Genomic DNA, 13505 nt, shown 5'->3' on the forward strand with positions numbered 1-13505 from the left:
GTTGAATAAGGTCAATCATGGATAACGCGTTAGAATTTCTTCTCGATCAAGCGAAAGACCAAGAGAACCAAGCAGTATTGGCGCTAAACAAAGCGAATTCTGAGTTGCAAGGTTACTACGATCAGGTCTCGCAGATTGAAAAGTACCGACTGGATTATTGCCAACAATTGGTCGACCGAGGTAAAGCGGGGCTTACAGCCAGCCAATATGGTCACTTGAATCGTTTCCTGACTCAGCTTGACGAAACGCTTTCCAAGCAAAGAGAAGCGGAACACCACTTCAAAAATCAGGTCGATAACTGCCAAGACTATTGGATGGAACTACGTAAAAAGCGTAAATCCTACGAGTGGTTGATGGAGAAAAAGCAGAAAGAGAAAGCCAAACTGCAAGACCAAAGAGAACAAAAAAAAATGGATGAGTTCTCGACTCTGATGTATGGCCGAAAGAAGATGTGATCCTAAGCCAGAAGCGATACAGGTATTGTTTGGCAGATTGTAAAATCGAAACTTATAGGCATGTTTCTTGCTCCGTTTTATATAAAATTGCGTGTTATGCCCTACAACGGTATGAAAAACGCCCGACTTTCTTTTTGTTGCCTAGTTTGTGGCAGCAAAGCTAGTAGATAGAGCTTGTATATATGAATGTTAGTCTTTCCTCAAATTCAGCGACCAACAAAACGTCATCATTGTTGGACACCGGCTCTGCCTCTCCAAAGGTAGAAGAAACCGGCGACTCAAAAGGTTTCTTTGAGTCTTTCAAAGAAGCGCTCGGCTTTGAAGAAAGTGGCAGCAAAGCAACAACAAAAGATGCTGACAGCGCCTCTAAATCTGACGGTAAGCAAGCCTCTACTTCGAGTGATGACAGTGCATCGGCTAAATCGAGTTCAGCAGAAAGTGAAGCGTCTTCTGAGGTGACTAAAGGCGATGGTAGCGAACCTAAGAGCACAGACGCTGTAAGTGAAACTCAAACCAAGCAAGCTTCTGCAAAGTTGGAGGCTGAAAAATTTTCTAATGAAAAAGCAGTCACTGAAAAAATGGCTGCTGAACAAGCGTCTGAACAAGAACCGACATTGAAAGGCACAAGCCCATCGAATCCAAGCGATGACAATACACTCACCGAGAAGTCACTAGCCAAAGGGGAGCAACCTCAAGGTGCATCTCAAGCGAATGCTGCGATGAGTGAGGGTAATAAGTTACTTGGTCAGTTGGATGAGGCAAATAAAACGCTTAATCAGACACCGAACGGCAAAGGCTTGCCTCAGCAAACTGAAATAAACCAAGTTAAGGTAGACCAAGCTCAAGGTCATATCGCGGGTGCTTCTGCTGCAGGGGGTTCTGCTACAGGCGAAGCGGTACAACAAGCTAATGTCGCAAAACAAGAGAGTGGCTTGGACGTCGATTCTGAAATCGCAGTGCTTACCGGTGGTAAAGGCGTTTCTCAACTGACAGATGATGAAATTCGTCAATTGATGGACAAAGGCGTTACCCCCGAGCAAATAGAAGCGAGTATGAGCAGAGAGCTGAGCCAAAAAAATGCGGCCAGTGATGTTGCGGCTGTTCAAGCTCAAGCCATCTCTCCAGCAGATATTGAGCTTGCAAAGCAGGTTGAGGCTCATACCAAAGCGTTGAACCAATTGAATGGGCAAATCGACTCAGAACAGTCAATCGTCGATGGTCTGCTTCAAAAGCAACAAAGCGGCGCTAAGTTGTCGGTTGATGAGCAAACCGCTCTGGCCAAAGCGACGTCTAACCTCGAAGTATTGAACCAGCAACTGACTAATGTTCAACAGCAAGCAAACGCTCTGTTAAGTCAAGCTCCGGACTTGAACGGTACATCAGGTCAAGCAGCCGCGATTGATTGGGATAATACGGATTCTGCTGAAGCCAAAGCGTTAGCTGCAGTGGCATCAACAGCGGCTGTCGCGACGGCAGCCCAACAAGCGACATCACAGATGTCATCTCAAGCTGCAACTAATGCTGTGGCAGACAAGGCAACAATGTTACATACCAATAATGCACACGCGGCTCAACAGGCCGCAGCTCAGCAGTTGGCAGCTCAGCAAGGTAATGCCGCTTCTGCACAACAAGCAGCCTTAGACCCGAGTCTAACGGCGCAAAGCCTGGCAATGAATGCACCAGTAGCAGCAACGAAAGCGGGTTCAACGGATATGTTGCTCAAAGCTGGCGCTGGCACGGCCGCATTGTCTGGTCTTGGAAAAGCGGGTGCTAAAGAAGACTCCAAAGATTCGACCTTGGCTCAGCAGATAGCGTCTGCCGCGGGTGTTCAGGGTACTGCAACGACAGGTTTGGCTCCAACACGAGCTGAAATTCAAGCGGCTCAACAGGCGCCTTTGCAGCTCACTAAAGAACTGGCCAACGAGCAAGTGGCAGAAAAAGTACAAATGATGATGTCTAAGAACCTTAAGAACTTGGACATCCGTCTCGACCCGCCAGAATTGGGTCAGATGAAAATTCGCATGACCATGAATAATGATGTGGCGAACGTGCACTTTACAGTGAGCAATCAACAAGCCAGAGATGTGATAGAGCAGACTTTGCCTCGCTTGAGAGAGATGCTTGCTCAACAAGGTATGCAACTGGCCGATTCGTCCGTACAACAACAGAATTCTGGGCAAAGCCAAGATAGCTATAACAATGGTGAACAACAATCAGGCTCTAACCGCACAAATGATGGGCAAGGTGATGAAAACCTTGATAACGGCAGCAATCTTGAATTGAATGTCGCATCAAAGCGTGATGGAATTAGTTATTATGCCTAGTATCAGGTTTAGATCCGTTAGTCCGTGGAAATAACAGGAAGTTAGAGAAGAATATGTTTGCAGAACAAGCCCCAGGTCAAAAGAAAAGTAAGCTACTTATAATCATAATTGCTGTCGTTGTTTTACTGCTTGCTATCGGTGCTGCTGTGTTCTTTTTTATGGGCTCTAGTGACGATGCCTCTGAATCGAAATCTCAGTCTGCTACCGCTGTAGTCGCGGTTGAACCTGTGATGTATGTTAATATTCCACAACCTTTTTTGTTCAATGTCACCGGTGACAAAAAAGATCGTCTGGTACAGATCAAAGCGCAGCTTATGGTACGAGGCAGCAAGAATGAAGACCTTGCTCGATACCACTCTCCACTCGTTGAAAGTACGTTATTGGCGACATTTGCCTCTGCAACGGTAGACCAATTGCGCTCTCCGATAGGGCGAGTAGAACTTCGTGACAAGGCAACAGAAGATATTAAAGCAAGTCTGGCTCAAGCAGTGGGTCAGCCTGTTATTGAAAAAGTGTTATTCACTGACTTCGTAATTCAATAGGTAATTTGTGACCGATTTATTAAGCCAAGACGAAATTGATGCGCTATTACATGGTGTCGACGATGTTGAAGAAGTTGAAGATGTCTTAGAGTCCGAAAACGAGAATGCGGTTAATTTCGACTTCTCATCTCAAGACCGAATCGTTCGTGGTCGAATGCCGACCCTTGAACTTATCAATGAGCGTTTCGCGCGTCATATGCGGATCAGTTTGTTTAATATGTTGCGAAAAACGGCTGAAGTGTCGATCAACGGCGTACAAATGATGAAATTTGGTGAGTACCAAAACACATTGTATGTACCAACCAGTTTAAACATGGTGCGTTTCCGTCCGCTAAAAGGCACGGCGCTGATCACCATGGAAGCTCGTCTTGTTTTCATCTTGGTAGAGAACTTCTTTGGTGGCGATGGACGTTTTCACGCCAAGATTGAAGGTCGTGAATTTACGCCAACGGAAAGACGAATTATTCAGCTACTGCTTAAAATTGTATTCGAAGACTACAAAGAAGCTTGGTCTCCCGTGATGGGCGTTGAGTTTGAATACTTGGATTCAGAAGTGAACCCAAGCATGGCGAACATCGTCAGCCCAACAGAAGTGATTGTTGTGAGTTCGTTCCATATTGAGGTTGATGGCGGCGGCGGTGATTTCCACGTGGTTATGCCTTACTCAATGGTAGAGCCGATTCGTGAATTGCTTGATGCGGGTGTGCAATCAGACAAGATGGAGACCGACGTTCGTTGGAGTTCAGCACTGCGTGATGAAATCATGGATGTGCCAGTCAACTTCCGGGTCAATTTGCTCGAGCAAGATATCTCGCTGCGTGATTTGATGGAACTTCGTCCTGGGGATGTTATCCCGATGAATATGCCAGAACATGCGACGATGTTTGTTGAAGAACTACCAACCTATCGTGTGAAAATGGGTCGCTCAGGTGAAAAGCTGGCCGTACAGATTTCTGAAAAAATTCAAAGACCGCACGTGGTTAAAACCGATCTCGCTTTCCTAGGTAAAGACTTGATGTCTGAACTAGAAAACAGCGATGATAACGATTAGCAAAATATAAATGTATAGGAATTGGTAATGGAACCTAGTGAAGATCAAAAGCTAGCAGACGAATGGGCTGCAGCACTTGGTGAAGACCCTTCAGCACCGTCAATTGATGTTGATGATGTTCTCGCGGCGCCACTGGATGAGCTAACGGATTCGTCGTCGCCGATTTCTGAAGATGAGCGTCGTAAACTGGATACCATCATGGATATCCCAGTGACCATTTCAATGGAAGTGGGTCGCTCTCAGATCAGTATTCGTAACTTACTTCAATTGAACCAAGGTTCGGTTGTTGAGCTAGACAGAATTGCTGGTGAATCATTGGATGTAATGGTTAACGGCACTTTGATCGCGCACGGCGAAGTGGTTGTCGTGAATGACAAGTTTGGTATTCGTTTGACTGACGTGATTAGCCAAACAGAACGTATCAAGAAGCTACGTTAATGAGCTTTTCTTCTCAACGGCTGAAAGCTTTTTCTCAACGAGTGACCGGCATGTATCGAGGAATAACTGGTTCTCGTGGAATACTAGGCATCAGCCTATTTTCTATGCCTTCCTTTGCCTTTGCTGCAACGCCGCCTTCTCTTGATTTAGCGACCACCTTTGGGTCGCTAATTTTCGTTATAGCCTTCATCTTGTTTATCGCTTGGCTGCTTAAGAGAATGCAAGTGCCAACAATGTCCAACCAACAAGGCTTGTCCATTGTGAGACAGATAGCGGTTGGGACAAAAGAACGTATTGCTATCGTTCAAGCGGGTGAGGATCAGTATCTAGTGGGTATCACTACCCAATCGATTCAGCTGATCTCTAAGCTTGATAAACCTCTTACTCAGGAGATGCTGGAAAAAAGCACATTCTCAAGTCAGCTTTCCCAGCTAATAAAAAAAGATGCAAACAAGTAACGGACTTTTGAACTCATCTTACTTTTACCAAAGCGGAGTTTTCCGAATGGTGAAAGTGTGGTTGGTTCCGCTCATTCTCCTCTGCTCTCTAGTCTTCAGCGTGTCGGTATTTGCACAAGCTGAAGATGGCACCGTAATTCCTGCCAATACGGCTGGTTCAGAGTCGGTCACCATCAGTACGATGGAGCAAGACCAAGCCAAATCGCAAACCATGACCACTGGCAGTCTAACGGGCAATGGTGGCGGTATTCCTGCCTTTACCATGACCACCAATGCTAACGGTGGCGAAGACTACTCGATTAATTTACAAATCTTAGCCTTAATGACCATGCTTGGCTTCTTGCCAGCGATGGTGATTTTGATGACATCGTTCACTCGTATTGTGGTGGTGATGTCTATCTTGCGTCAGGCGATGGGTTTGCAACAAACACCTTCAAACCAAGTCATCATTGGTATCGCGATATTTTTGACTTTCTTCATCATGTCTCCGGTGATCAATCAGGTCAATGAGCAAGCGGTTCAACCTTATTTGAATGAGCAGATATCGGCACGACAGGCATTTGATGTCGCCCAAGGTCCGATTAAATCCTTCATGCTCAAACAGACTCGAATCAAAGATCTGGAAACCTTTGTTGAGATCTCGGGCGCGGAAGTGACTAACCCTGAAGATGTTTCAATGGCAGTTCTGATCCCTGCGTTTATCACGTCAGAGTTAAAAACGGCATTCCAAATCGGCTTCATGTTGTTCTTGCCGTTCCTAATTATTGATTTAGTCGTTGCCTCGGTGCTGATGGCCATGGGTATGATGATGCTGTCACCGATGATTGTATCCTTGCCATTTAAATTGATGCTGTTTGTTCTGGTTGATGGTTGGAACTTGATACTCTCCACACTCGCCGGCAGTTTTGCCTTGTAGCTGGGGGAATAATGAATCCTGAAATATTCGTAGAATTGTTCCGAGATGCACTTTGGATGGTACTGATAATGGTGTGCGCCATTATCATTCCTAGCCTGCTGATTGGTTTGGTCGTGGCGGTATTCCAAGCTGCAACCTCAATCAATGAACAAACCCTCAGCTTCTTGCCTCGTTTGATCGTAACTTTGTTGGCGTTAATGTTGTTTGCTCACTGGATGACGCAGATGATGATGGAGTTCTTTTTTGAACTCATTGAACGCTTACCACAAGTGTTGTATTAAACCGCAATGGAATACCCAACAAGCCTAGTACTCGAGTGGTTAGCCAATTACTTTTGGCCATACACTCGCATCTCAGCCATGCTGATGGTGATGACGGTAACCGGGGCGCGCTTTGTGTCGCCACGTATTCGTCTGTATCTAGGCTTAGCGATTACACTTGCCGTTATGCCAGCTATTCCTGCTGTCCCTAAAGACATTGAGCTACTTTCATTTCAAGGCTTCCTCACGGTTTTTGAACAGATTGTGATTGGTGTTGCGATGGGGTTTGTCACTCAGTTTTTGATTCAAACCTTTGTTATGCTCGGTCAGATTCTAGGTATGCAATCGAGCTTGGGCTTCGCCTCAATGGTTGACCCAGCAAACGGTCAGAATACGCCAGTACTAGGTCAGCTGTTTATGTTGCTTGCGACCATGTTCTTTCTGGCGACAGACGGCCACTTAAAAATGCTGCAGCTGGTGGTGTTTAGCTTTACCACATTACCTATTGGCAGTGGTTCTTTAACCGCTGTGGATTTCAGAGAGTTAGCCTTGTGGTTGGGCATCATGTTCAAAACAGCGCTGGCGATGTCTTTATCTGGCATTATTGCGCTGCTTACGATTAACCTCTCTTTTGGTGTAATGACACGTGCTGCACCTCAGTTAAATATATTCTCTTTGGGTTTTGCGTTTGCGCTACTCGTGGGTCTGTTACTTTGTTGGTACATCCTTGGCGGCCTATTCAGCCACTATGAACTATTCTGGGTGCTCGGCGAACAACAGATATGTCGTCTCATCAGATTGGATTGCTAGGAGACTGAAATGGCAGAGTCAGACGGTCAAGAACGCACAGAAGACGCCACGCCCAAACGCTTGCAACAGGCCAAAGAAAAAGGGCAGGTTGCAAGGTCAAAAGAGTTAGCGTCAGCGTCGGTACTGATAGTCGGTGCGATTTCTTTAATGTGGTTTGGCGAATCGATGGCGAAAGCTCTGTTCGAGGCCATGCAACGCCTGTTTTCGCTCAGTCGTGACGAAATCTTTGATACCAATAAGCTGCTGGAAATCGCGGGTGGTGCCTTGGTCAATCTGCTGTTTCCACTGTTTTTGATTCTCATCACTTTGTTCGTGGCGGCTGTGATTGGTGCAGCGGGTGTCGGTGGTGTTAACTTCTCGATGCAAGCCGCTATGCCTAAGGCGTCTAAGCTCAATCCATTGAGCGGTATTAAGCGTATGTTTGGCCTACAAAGTTGGGTTGAGCTGCTGAAATCTATTTTGAAGGTCGCTCTGGTATCGGGCATGGCTATCTATCTTATCCAAGCCTCTCAACATGACTTAATGCAATTGAGCATGGATGTGTATCCGCAGAATATCTTCCACGCCTTGGACATCTTGCTTAACTTTATTCTGCTTATCAGTTGTTCTCTGTTGATTGTGGTGGCGATTGATATCCCATTCCAGATTTGGCAACACGCCGATCAACTTAAGATGACCAAGCAAGAAGTTAAAGATGAGTTCAAAGACACTGAAGGTAAGCCTGAAGTGAAAGGGCGTATTCGTATGTTACAGAGAGAAGCAGCTCAGCGACGTATGATGGCTGATGTTCCTCAGGCAGATGTGATCGTCACCAACCCGGAACACTTTTCGGTCGCTCTACGCTATAAACAGAATCAAGATAAAGCACCGATAGTTGTTGCCAAAGGTGTCGATCATATGGCGATGAAGATCCGTGAAATTGCACGTGCGAACGACATCTATATTATTCCTGCCCCTCCATTAGCTCGGGCGCTTTATCACACTACTGAGCTAGAACAACAAATTCCTGACGGCCTGTTTACGGCGGTTGCTCAAGTGCTTGCATATGTGTTCCAGCTGAAACAGTACAGAAAAAGAGGAGGGGAGAGGCCGAAATTGCAAGATTCTAATATGCCGATCCCACCTGATTTACGTCATTAGATCAATTGCTTGAGCTCAGCCCAATGAAACTGGATAATGGTTGTGTATCTGAGCGTCTTTATTTGTAAGCTGTGACGATAAATTGACGTTGAAATATTGGTACAGTGCTTGCTATATCAATGTCAAACATTATAAGTCCGATCATGATAAACCTGATCATCATAAACCTTATTGCTATAAATTTTGGCAATACAGCTTAGACCTGAGCCTTGATTCGCTTAGTGGAAGAGCTACAACATAGCGATACTACCCAGATTTATGAAATTTACCCTCCCTTTTGCGGACAAGCTACCTAAAATTCCTAACCGTGCCATGCCTGCGATTGGCGCGCCTGTTATGGTACTTGCCACGCTCGCTATGGTGGTGTTGCCCATTCCTGCGTTCTTGCTGGATATGTTCTTCACCTTCAACATTGCATTGTCTATGGTTGTGCTATTGGTTTCGGTTTATACCCGCAGGCCTTTGGACTTCGCTGCATTCCCAACGGTACTTCTGATTGCAACGCTACTTCGACTGGCCTTGAACGTTGCTTCGACACGTGTGGTACTGCTCCACGGTCACGAAGGGGGCGATGCTGCCGGTAACGTGATTGAAGCTTTCGGTAACGTGGTTATCGGTGGTAACTATGCGGTTGGTTTAGTGGTGTTTTTGATTCTGATGATCATCAACTTCATGGTTGTAACCAAAGGTGCAGGTCGTATCTCGGAAGTAAGTGCACGTTTCACGTTGGATGCCTTACCCGGTAAACAGATGGCAATCGATGCCGATTTGAATGCGGGTTTGATCGATCAAGATCAGGCTCGTACCAGACGTTTTGAAGTCACCAAAGAAGCAGATTTCTACGGTTCGATGGATGGTGCGTCTAAGTTTGTTAAAGGCGATGCAATAGCCGGTATCTTGATCCTGTTCATCAACATCATTGGTGGCTTGAGTATCGGTATGGCTCAGTTCGATCTTGGTTTTGGCGAAGCAATCGAAATCTATACGCTACTGACTATCGGTGATGGTTTGGTTGCACAAATTCCGTCTCTACTACTGTCGATCGCAGCTGCGATGATGGTAACGCGTCAAAACACCGATGAAGACATGGGCGAGCAACTTGTCTTCCAAATGTTCGACAACCCTAAAGCCTTAATGATCACTGCCGCTATCCTGGGCATTATGGGTATTGTTCCTGGCATGCCGCATTTCTCATTCTTGAGTCTTGCCATCGTTGCAGGTGCGGGTGCGTATTACATCGATAAAAAGAACAAGAAGAAGGCCGAACAACCCAACCTTCCCGCGACCGTTGAAACGAATGGAGAAACGGGCTCTCAGAAGGAGCTCTCTTGGGATGACGTTCAACCTGTCGATATTATTGGTTTGGAAGTCGGTTATCGTTTGATCCCGCTGGTGGATAGAGACCAGGGTGGCGAACTGCTAGAGCGTGTTAAAGGGGTTCGTAAGAAGCTGTCTCAAGATTTCGGTTTCCTGATCCCGGCGGTACATATTCGAGATAACCTAGAACTCACCCCCAATAGCTATCGAATCACTCTGATGGGTGTTGCCGTGGGCGAGGCTGAGATAAAGCCTGATATGGAACTGGCGATTAACCCGGGTCAAGTCTATGGAATGATCGATGGTGAACCGACGATTGATCCTGCCTTTGGCCTTGAAGCGGTATGGATTCGAGAAGAGCAGCGTGAACACGCCCAAGCGTTAGGTTATACGGTTGTGGATTCATCGACTGTACTGGCAACGCACCTCAGCCAACTATTAACCAATAATGCATCACAGCTTATTGGTCATGAAGAAGTACAAAACTTACTCGAGATGCTAAGCCGCTCGACACCTAAGTTGGTCGAAGGCTTTGTACCGGATCAGCTGCAGCTTGGTGTGGTCGTGAAAGTACTGCAAAACCTACTGAATGAAGCCATTCCAATTCGAGATATCCGCACTATAGTCCAAACTTTGTCGGAGTATTCAAGTAAGAGTCAAGAACCTGACATACTTACTGCAGCGGTTCGTATCGCTTTGAAACGATTAATTGTTCAAGAAATCAATGGTATAGAACCTGAATTACCAGTAATTACCTTGATTCCTGAGCTGGAACAAATCTTGCATCAAACCATGCAGGCATCCGGCGGAGAATCTGCTGGTATTGAACCTGGTTTAGCCGAACGTTTACAGACATCCCTCAGCCATGCAACACAAGAGCAAGAGCTGAAAGGTGAGCCAGCCGTGTTACTGACTTCTGGCGTGTTACGTTCCACTCTCGCGAAGTTCGTGAAAAACACGATCCCAAGCTTAAGAGTTTTATCTTACCAAGAGATACCGGACGAAAAGCAGATACGCATTGTACAAGCTGTTGGTAATTAAGCCGCCTAATTAGAACGGACGATCGAATTGAAAATTAAACGATTTTTTGCAAAAGATATGCGAACCGCGCTGCTCCAAGTTAAAGAAGAACTTGGCTCAGAAGCGGTGATCATGTCTAACAAAAAGGTCGCAGGTGGCGTTGAAATTGTGGCCGCTATTGATGGCGAATCTAGCCCATCGACAGCCAGCCCAAAACTCAATAAGCCTCAGCAGCCTACGCAAAGTCAATATACCCAAATGACAGCGCCAGCCGCGCCGTCTGGGCGTCGTCAGTTAGATGATGACAAAGTCAGCCTGCAGTCGAATGCTGAAGGCGGACGTTCAATGACCAAGCGCTTCGCTAATATGCTCAAGCAATATAGCCATGGCGCAGACGACGAACAGCAGCACCGAGCTGAAAATGAAGACTCGTTATCCGCGTTGCTTAACCGCCAGTCTGGTGGTAATCAATCGTCTCTAGGTAACCATCAGTCTCGCGGCAGCAGTCAGTCTCTAGGAAATCACCAATCTCTCGGTAATCAACAATCTCGCAGCGGTGGCAACGTAGATTCGGCTTTTGCTCGTGAGTCTGGCTTATCCAAATTGATTGCTGAAGATCGCAGAGTTGAGCGTCCGGCACCTCGCTTAGATCCTACTCGCTACGATCGCGGCCGTGATCCTGGTCAGTCGAAAAGTTCAGACACCGAAATGGAAACGATGCGCGAAGAGATGACCTCGATTCGCCGTCTGTTAGAGCATCAAGTCTCTGGACTGATGTGGCAAGAAGTCGAACGTCGCGAACCTTTGAGAGCGATGCTTATCAAGCGCCTAGAACGTATGGGTGTTTCGGCAGAGCTCGCCGATCAAATGGCCTGCTACATTCCAGAAGACACAAAACCAGCGCGAGCATGGAAAGCCTTGCTTGCTCTGGTCGCTGATCAAATCTCAGTGACACAAAAAGATATTTTAAAACGCGGCGGTATTGTGGCCTTACTTGGCCCGACTGGCGTAGGTAAAACAACAACCGTTGCTAAGCTCGCAGCCCGCGCAGCAATGGAGTACGGCGCAGATAACGTCGCACTAGTGACAACAGACACATATCGTATAGGTGCACATGAGCAGTTATCGATTTATGGTCGAATTATGGGTTGTCCTGTAAGAGTTGCTAAAGATTCTAGTGAACTGGCCGATGTAATATATCAATTACGTAATCGTCGCCTGATTCTGGTTGATACTGCAGGTATGGGACAGCGAGATGTTCGTCTATCTGAGCAGTTAGACACATTGATGCAAGAGAGTGGTTCCGTTATCAATAGCTACCTTGTGTTGCCGGCAACCGCGCAACGTAAAGTGCTGCAAGAAACCATTGAACACTTTAGAAGAATCCCGTTGTCAGGATGTATCCTGACTAAGCTGGATGAATCGCTCAGTTTGGGTGAGTTCATCAGTGTGGTAATACAAAATGCATTACCAGTTGCTTACATAGCAAATGGTCAACGAGTTCCTGAGGATATCGTTATAGCTCAGCCAAAGTACATGATTGCTAAGGCGAATGAGTTATTAGAGAAATCTACAGAGAATGAACCTCATTACTGGAATAGCGATTCTGAAGGACTCTAGGCGGCGGATAAATATGAATGAAAATATGATACATGATCAAGCTAGCGGCCTCCGTCGCTTAACGAAGCCTTCAATCACGAAAGTTATCGCTGTAACTGGCGGTAAGGGTGGGGTAGGTAAATCTAATGTGACGTTAGGTATGGCTATTTGCATGGCTCGCCAAGGCAAAAAAGTCATGGTACTGGATGCCGATTTAGGATTGGCTAACGTCGACATCATGCTGGGTATTCGTTCTAAGCGAAACCTAGGGCACGTTTTGGCGGGTGAGTGTGAACTTAAGGATGCGATTGTCGAAGGGCCGCATGGAATTAAGATAATTCCAGCGACATCGGGTACACAAAGCATGACTGAACTTTCACATGCTCAACATGCTGGTTTGATTCGAGCGTTCGGTTCTCTTGAAGACGAGATGGACATCTTGCTAGTCGATACGGCAGCAGGCATTTCAGACATGGTGATTAGCTTTTCAAGAGCGGCGCAAGATGTCGTGGTTGTGGTCTGTGATGAACCAACTTCGATCACTGATGCTTATGCCTTGATTAAGCTGTTGAGCAGAGAACACCAAGTTCAGCGATTCAAAATCGTTGCAAATATGGTCAGAAGCTATCGCGAAGGCCGAGAATTATTTGCAAAGTTGACTTTGGTCACAGAGCGTTTCTTGAATGTGAGCCTCGAACTCGTAGCATGTATTCCTTTAGATGATAAAGTACGTCAATCAGTCAAGAGACAGAAAATCGTAGTAGATGCGTTCCCTCGCTCTCCTGCGGCGTTGGCAATCAGTTCATTAGCAAATAAAGCATTGACGTGGCCAATACCAAAAACGCCAAGCGGGCATTTGGAATTTTTTGTTGAAAGGCTGCTGAACCGTACTGAATTTGTAGAGGAACCATTTGGTGAATAAAGCGCTTACCTACGATCAGCATGCAAATCTCAATAGCCAGCAGGCTTTTTTTGAGAAGTACTCTGTGTTGGTTAAACGTATCGCTCATCACTTGTTGGGGCGATTGCCGCCTAATGTATTGGTTGATGACTTAATTCAAGCTGGCATGATTGGCTTGATTGAAGCACAACAAAACTATGATGGTACGAAAGGCGCAAGCTTTGAGACGTATGCTGGTATTCGAATTCGCGGGGCGGCTCTTCTCCGCTTAGAT

The 13505-nt window shown here is 46.2% G+C and carries 14 protein-coding genes; all 14 read left to right on the top strand.

The features are described 5' to 3' along the window. Positions 1–17: 17 nt before the first annotated feature. On the top strand, positions 18–455 hold the full coding sequence (fliJ, locus tag BCT49_RS17275; protein WP_102436953.1) for a flagellar export protein FliJ: 438 nt from the start codon (positions 18–20) through the stop codon (positions 453–455). 182 nt (positions 456–637) lie between these two features. Next, positions 638–2779 carry a flagellar hook-length control protein FliK gene (locus BCT49_RS17280; protein WP_102436955.1) on the top strand — a complete coding sequence of 714 codons (2142 nt, stop codon included), beginning with the start codon at positions 638–640 and terminating at the stop codon, positions 2777–2779. A 53-nt stretch (positions 2780–2832) separates the two neighbouring features. Continuing rightward, positions 2833–3321 carry a flagellar basal body-associated protein FliL gene (gene fliL / locus BCT49_RS17285; RefSeq protein WP_065104900.1) on the top strand — a complete coding sequence of 163 codons (489 nt, stop codon included), beginning with the start codon at positions 2833–2835 and terminating at the stop codon, positions 3319–3321. A 7-nt stretch (positions 3322–3328) separates the two neighbouring features. Then, positions 3329–4372 carry a flagellar motor switch protein FliM gene (gene fliM / locus BCT49_RS17290; protein ID WP_017110130.1) on the top strand — a complete coding sequence of 348 codons (1044 nt, stop codon included), beginning with the start codon at positions 3329–3331 and terminating at the stop codon, positions 4370–4372. Between the two features lie 27 nt (positions 4373–4399). Next, on the top strand, positions 4400–4810 hold the full coding sequence (gene fliN, locus BCT49_RS17295) for a flagellar motor switch protein FliN (protein ID WP_004739851.1): 411 nt from the start codon (positions 4400–4402) through the stop codon (positions 4808–4810). After that, positions 4810–5268 carry a flagellar biosynthetic protein FliO gene (gene fliO, locus BCT49_RS17300; RefSeq protein WP_102436957.1) on the top strand — a complete coding sequence of 153 codons (459 nt, stop codon included), beginning with the start codon at positions 4810–4812 and terminating at the stop codon, positions 5266–5268. Before fliN ends, fliO begins: the two co-directional genes overlap by 1 nt. Further along, positions 5255–6184, top strand: a complete 930-nt coding sequence (gene fliP, locus BCT49_RS17305; RefSeq protein ID WP_198595876.1) for a flagellar type III secretion system pore protein FliP — start codon at positions 5255–5257, stop codon at positions 6182–6184. The genes fliO and fliP overlap by 14 nt, the downstream gene beginning before the upstream one ends. Before the next feature lie 11 nt (positions 6185–6195). Further along, positions 6196–6465 (top strand): flagellar biosynthesis protein FliQ, encoded by a 270-nt coding sequence (gene fliQ, locus BCT49_RS17310; RefSeq protein ID WP_029235191.1) that lies wholly within the window; start codon positions 6196–6198, stop codon positions 6463–6465. Between the two features lie 6 nt (positions 6466–6471). Further along, entirely contained in the window at positions 6472–7254 is a 783-nt protein-coding gene (gene fliR / locus BCT49_RS17315; RefSeq protein ID WP_102436961.1) for a flagellar biosynthetic protein FliR, read from the top strand. Between the two features lie 9 nt (positions 7255–7263). Beyond that, positions 7264–8394 carry a flagellar biosynthesis protein FlhB gene (flhB, locus tag BCT49_RS17320; protein ID WP_017110125.1) on the top strand — a complete coding sequence of 377 codons (1131 nt, stop codon included), beginning with the start codon at positions 7264–7266 and terminating at the stop codon, positions 8392–8394. Positions 8395–8652: 258 nt separating this feature from the next. Further along, on the top strand, positions 8653–10752 hold the full coding sequence (gene flhA / locus BCT49_RS17325) for a flagellar biosynthesis protein FlhA (protein WP_102436963.1): 2100 nt from the start codon (positions 8653–8655) through the stop codon (positions 10750–10752). Positions 10753–10779: 27 nt separating this feature from the next. Continuing rightward, positions 10780–12351 carry a flagellar biosynthesis protein FlhF gene (flhF, locus tag BCT49_RS17330; RefSeq protein WP_102436965.1) on the top strand — a complete coding sequence of 524 codons (1572 nt, stop codon included), beginning with the start codon at positions 10780–10782 and terminating at the stop codon, positions 12349–12351. 13 nt (positions 12352–12364) lie between these two features. Continuing rightward, on the top strand, positions 12365–13252 hold the full coding sequence (locus tag BCT49_RS17335; protein WP_102436967.1) for a MinD/ParA family protein: 888 nt from the start codon (positions 12365–12367) through the stop codon (positions 13250–13252). Continuing rightward, the coding region (locus BCT49_RS17340; RefSeq protein WP_277869427.1) for a sigma factor at positions 13245–13505 on the top strand (261 nt) is incomplete at its 3' end. The genes BCT49_RS17335 and BCT49_RS17340, both read left to right, overlap by 8 nt.

It is taken from the genome of Vibrio lentus (assembly GCF_002875945.1).
Classification (GTDB): domain Bacteria; phylum Pseudomonadota; class Gammaproteobacteria; order Enterobacterales; family Vibrionaceae; genus Vibrio; species Vibrio apostichopi.

Coding starts and splice junctions, on each gene's coding strand:
- BCT49_RS17335 (WP_102436967.1), top strand. CDS start 12,365: ATGAATGAAAATATGATACATGATCAAGCTAGCGGCCTCCGTCGCTTA.
- fliJ (WP_102436953.1), top strand. CDS start 18: ATGGATAACGCGTTAGAATTTCTTCTCGATCAAGCGAAAGACCAAGAG.
- fliQ (WP_029235191.1), top strand. CDS start 6,196: ATGAATCCTGAAATATTCGTAGAATTGTTCCGAGATGCACTTTGGATG.
- fliO (WP_102436957.1), top strand. CDS start 4,810: ATGAGCTTTTCTTCTCAACGGCTGAAAGCTTTTTCTCAACGAGTGACC.
- flhB (WP_017110125.1), top strand. CDS start 7,264: ATGGCAGAGTCAGACGGTCAAGAACGCACAGAAGACGCCACGCCCAAA.
- flhA (WP_102436963.1), top strand. CDS start 8,653: ATGAAATTTACCCTCCCTTTTGCGGACAAGCTACCTAAAATTCCTAAC.
- fliL (WP_065104900.1), top strand. CDS start 2,833: ATGTTTGCAGAACAAGCCCCAGGTCAAAAGAAAAGTAAGCTACTTATA.
- fliP (WP_198595876.1), top strand. CDS start 5,255: ATGCAAACAAGTAACGGACTTTTGAACTCATCTTACTTTTACCAAAGC.
- fliR (WP_102436961.1), top strand. CDS start 6,472: ATGGAATACCCAACAAGCCTAGTACTCGAGTGGTTAGCCAATTACTTT.
- fliN (WP_004739851.1), top strand. CDS start 4,400: ATGGAACCTAGTGAAGATCAAAAGCTAGCAGACGAATGGGCTGCAGCA.
- BCT49_RS17280 (WP_102436955.1), top strand. CDS start 638: ATGAATGTTAGTCTTTCCTCAAATTCAGCGACCAACAAAACGTCATCA.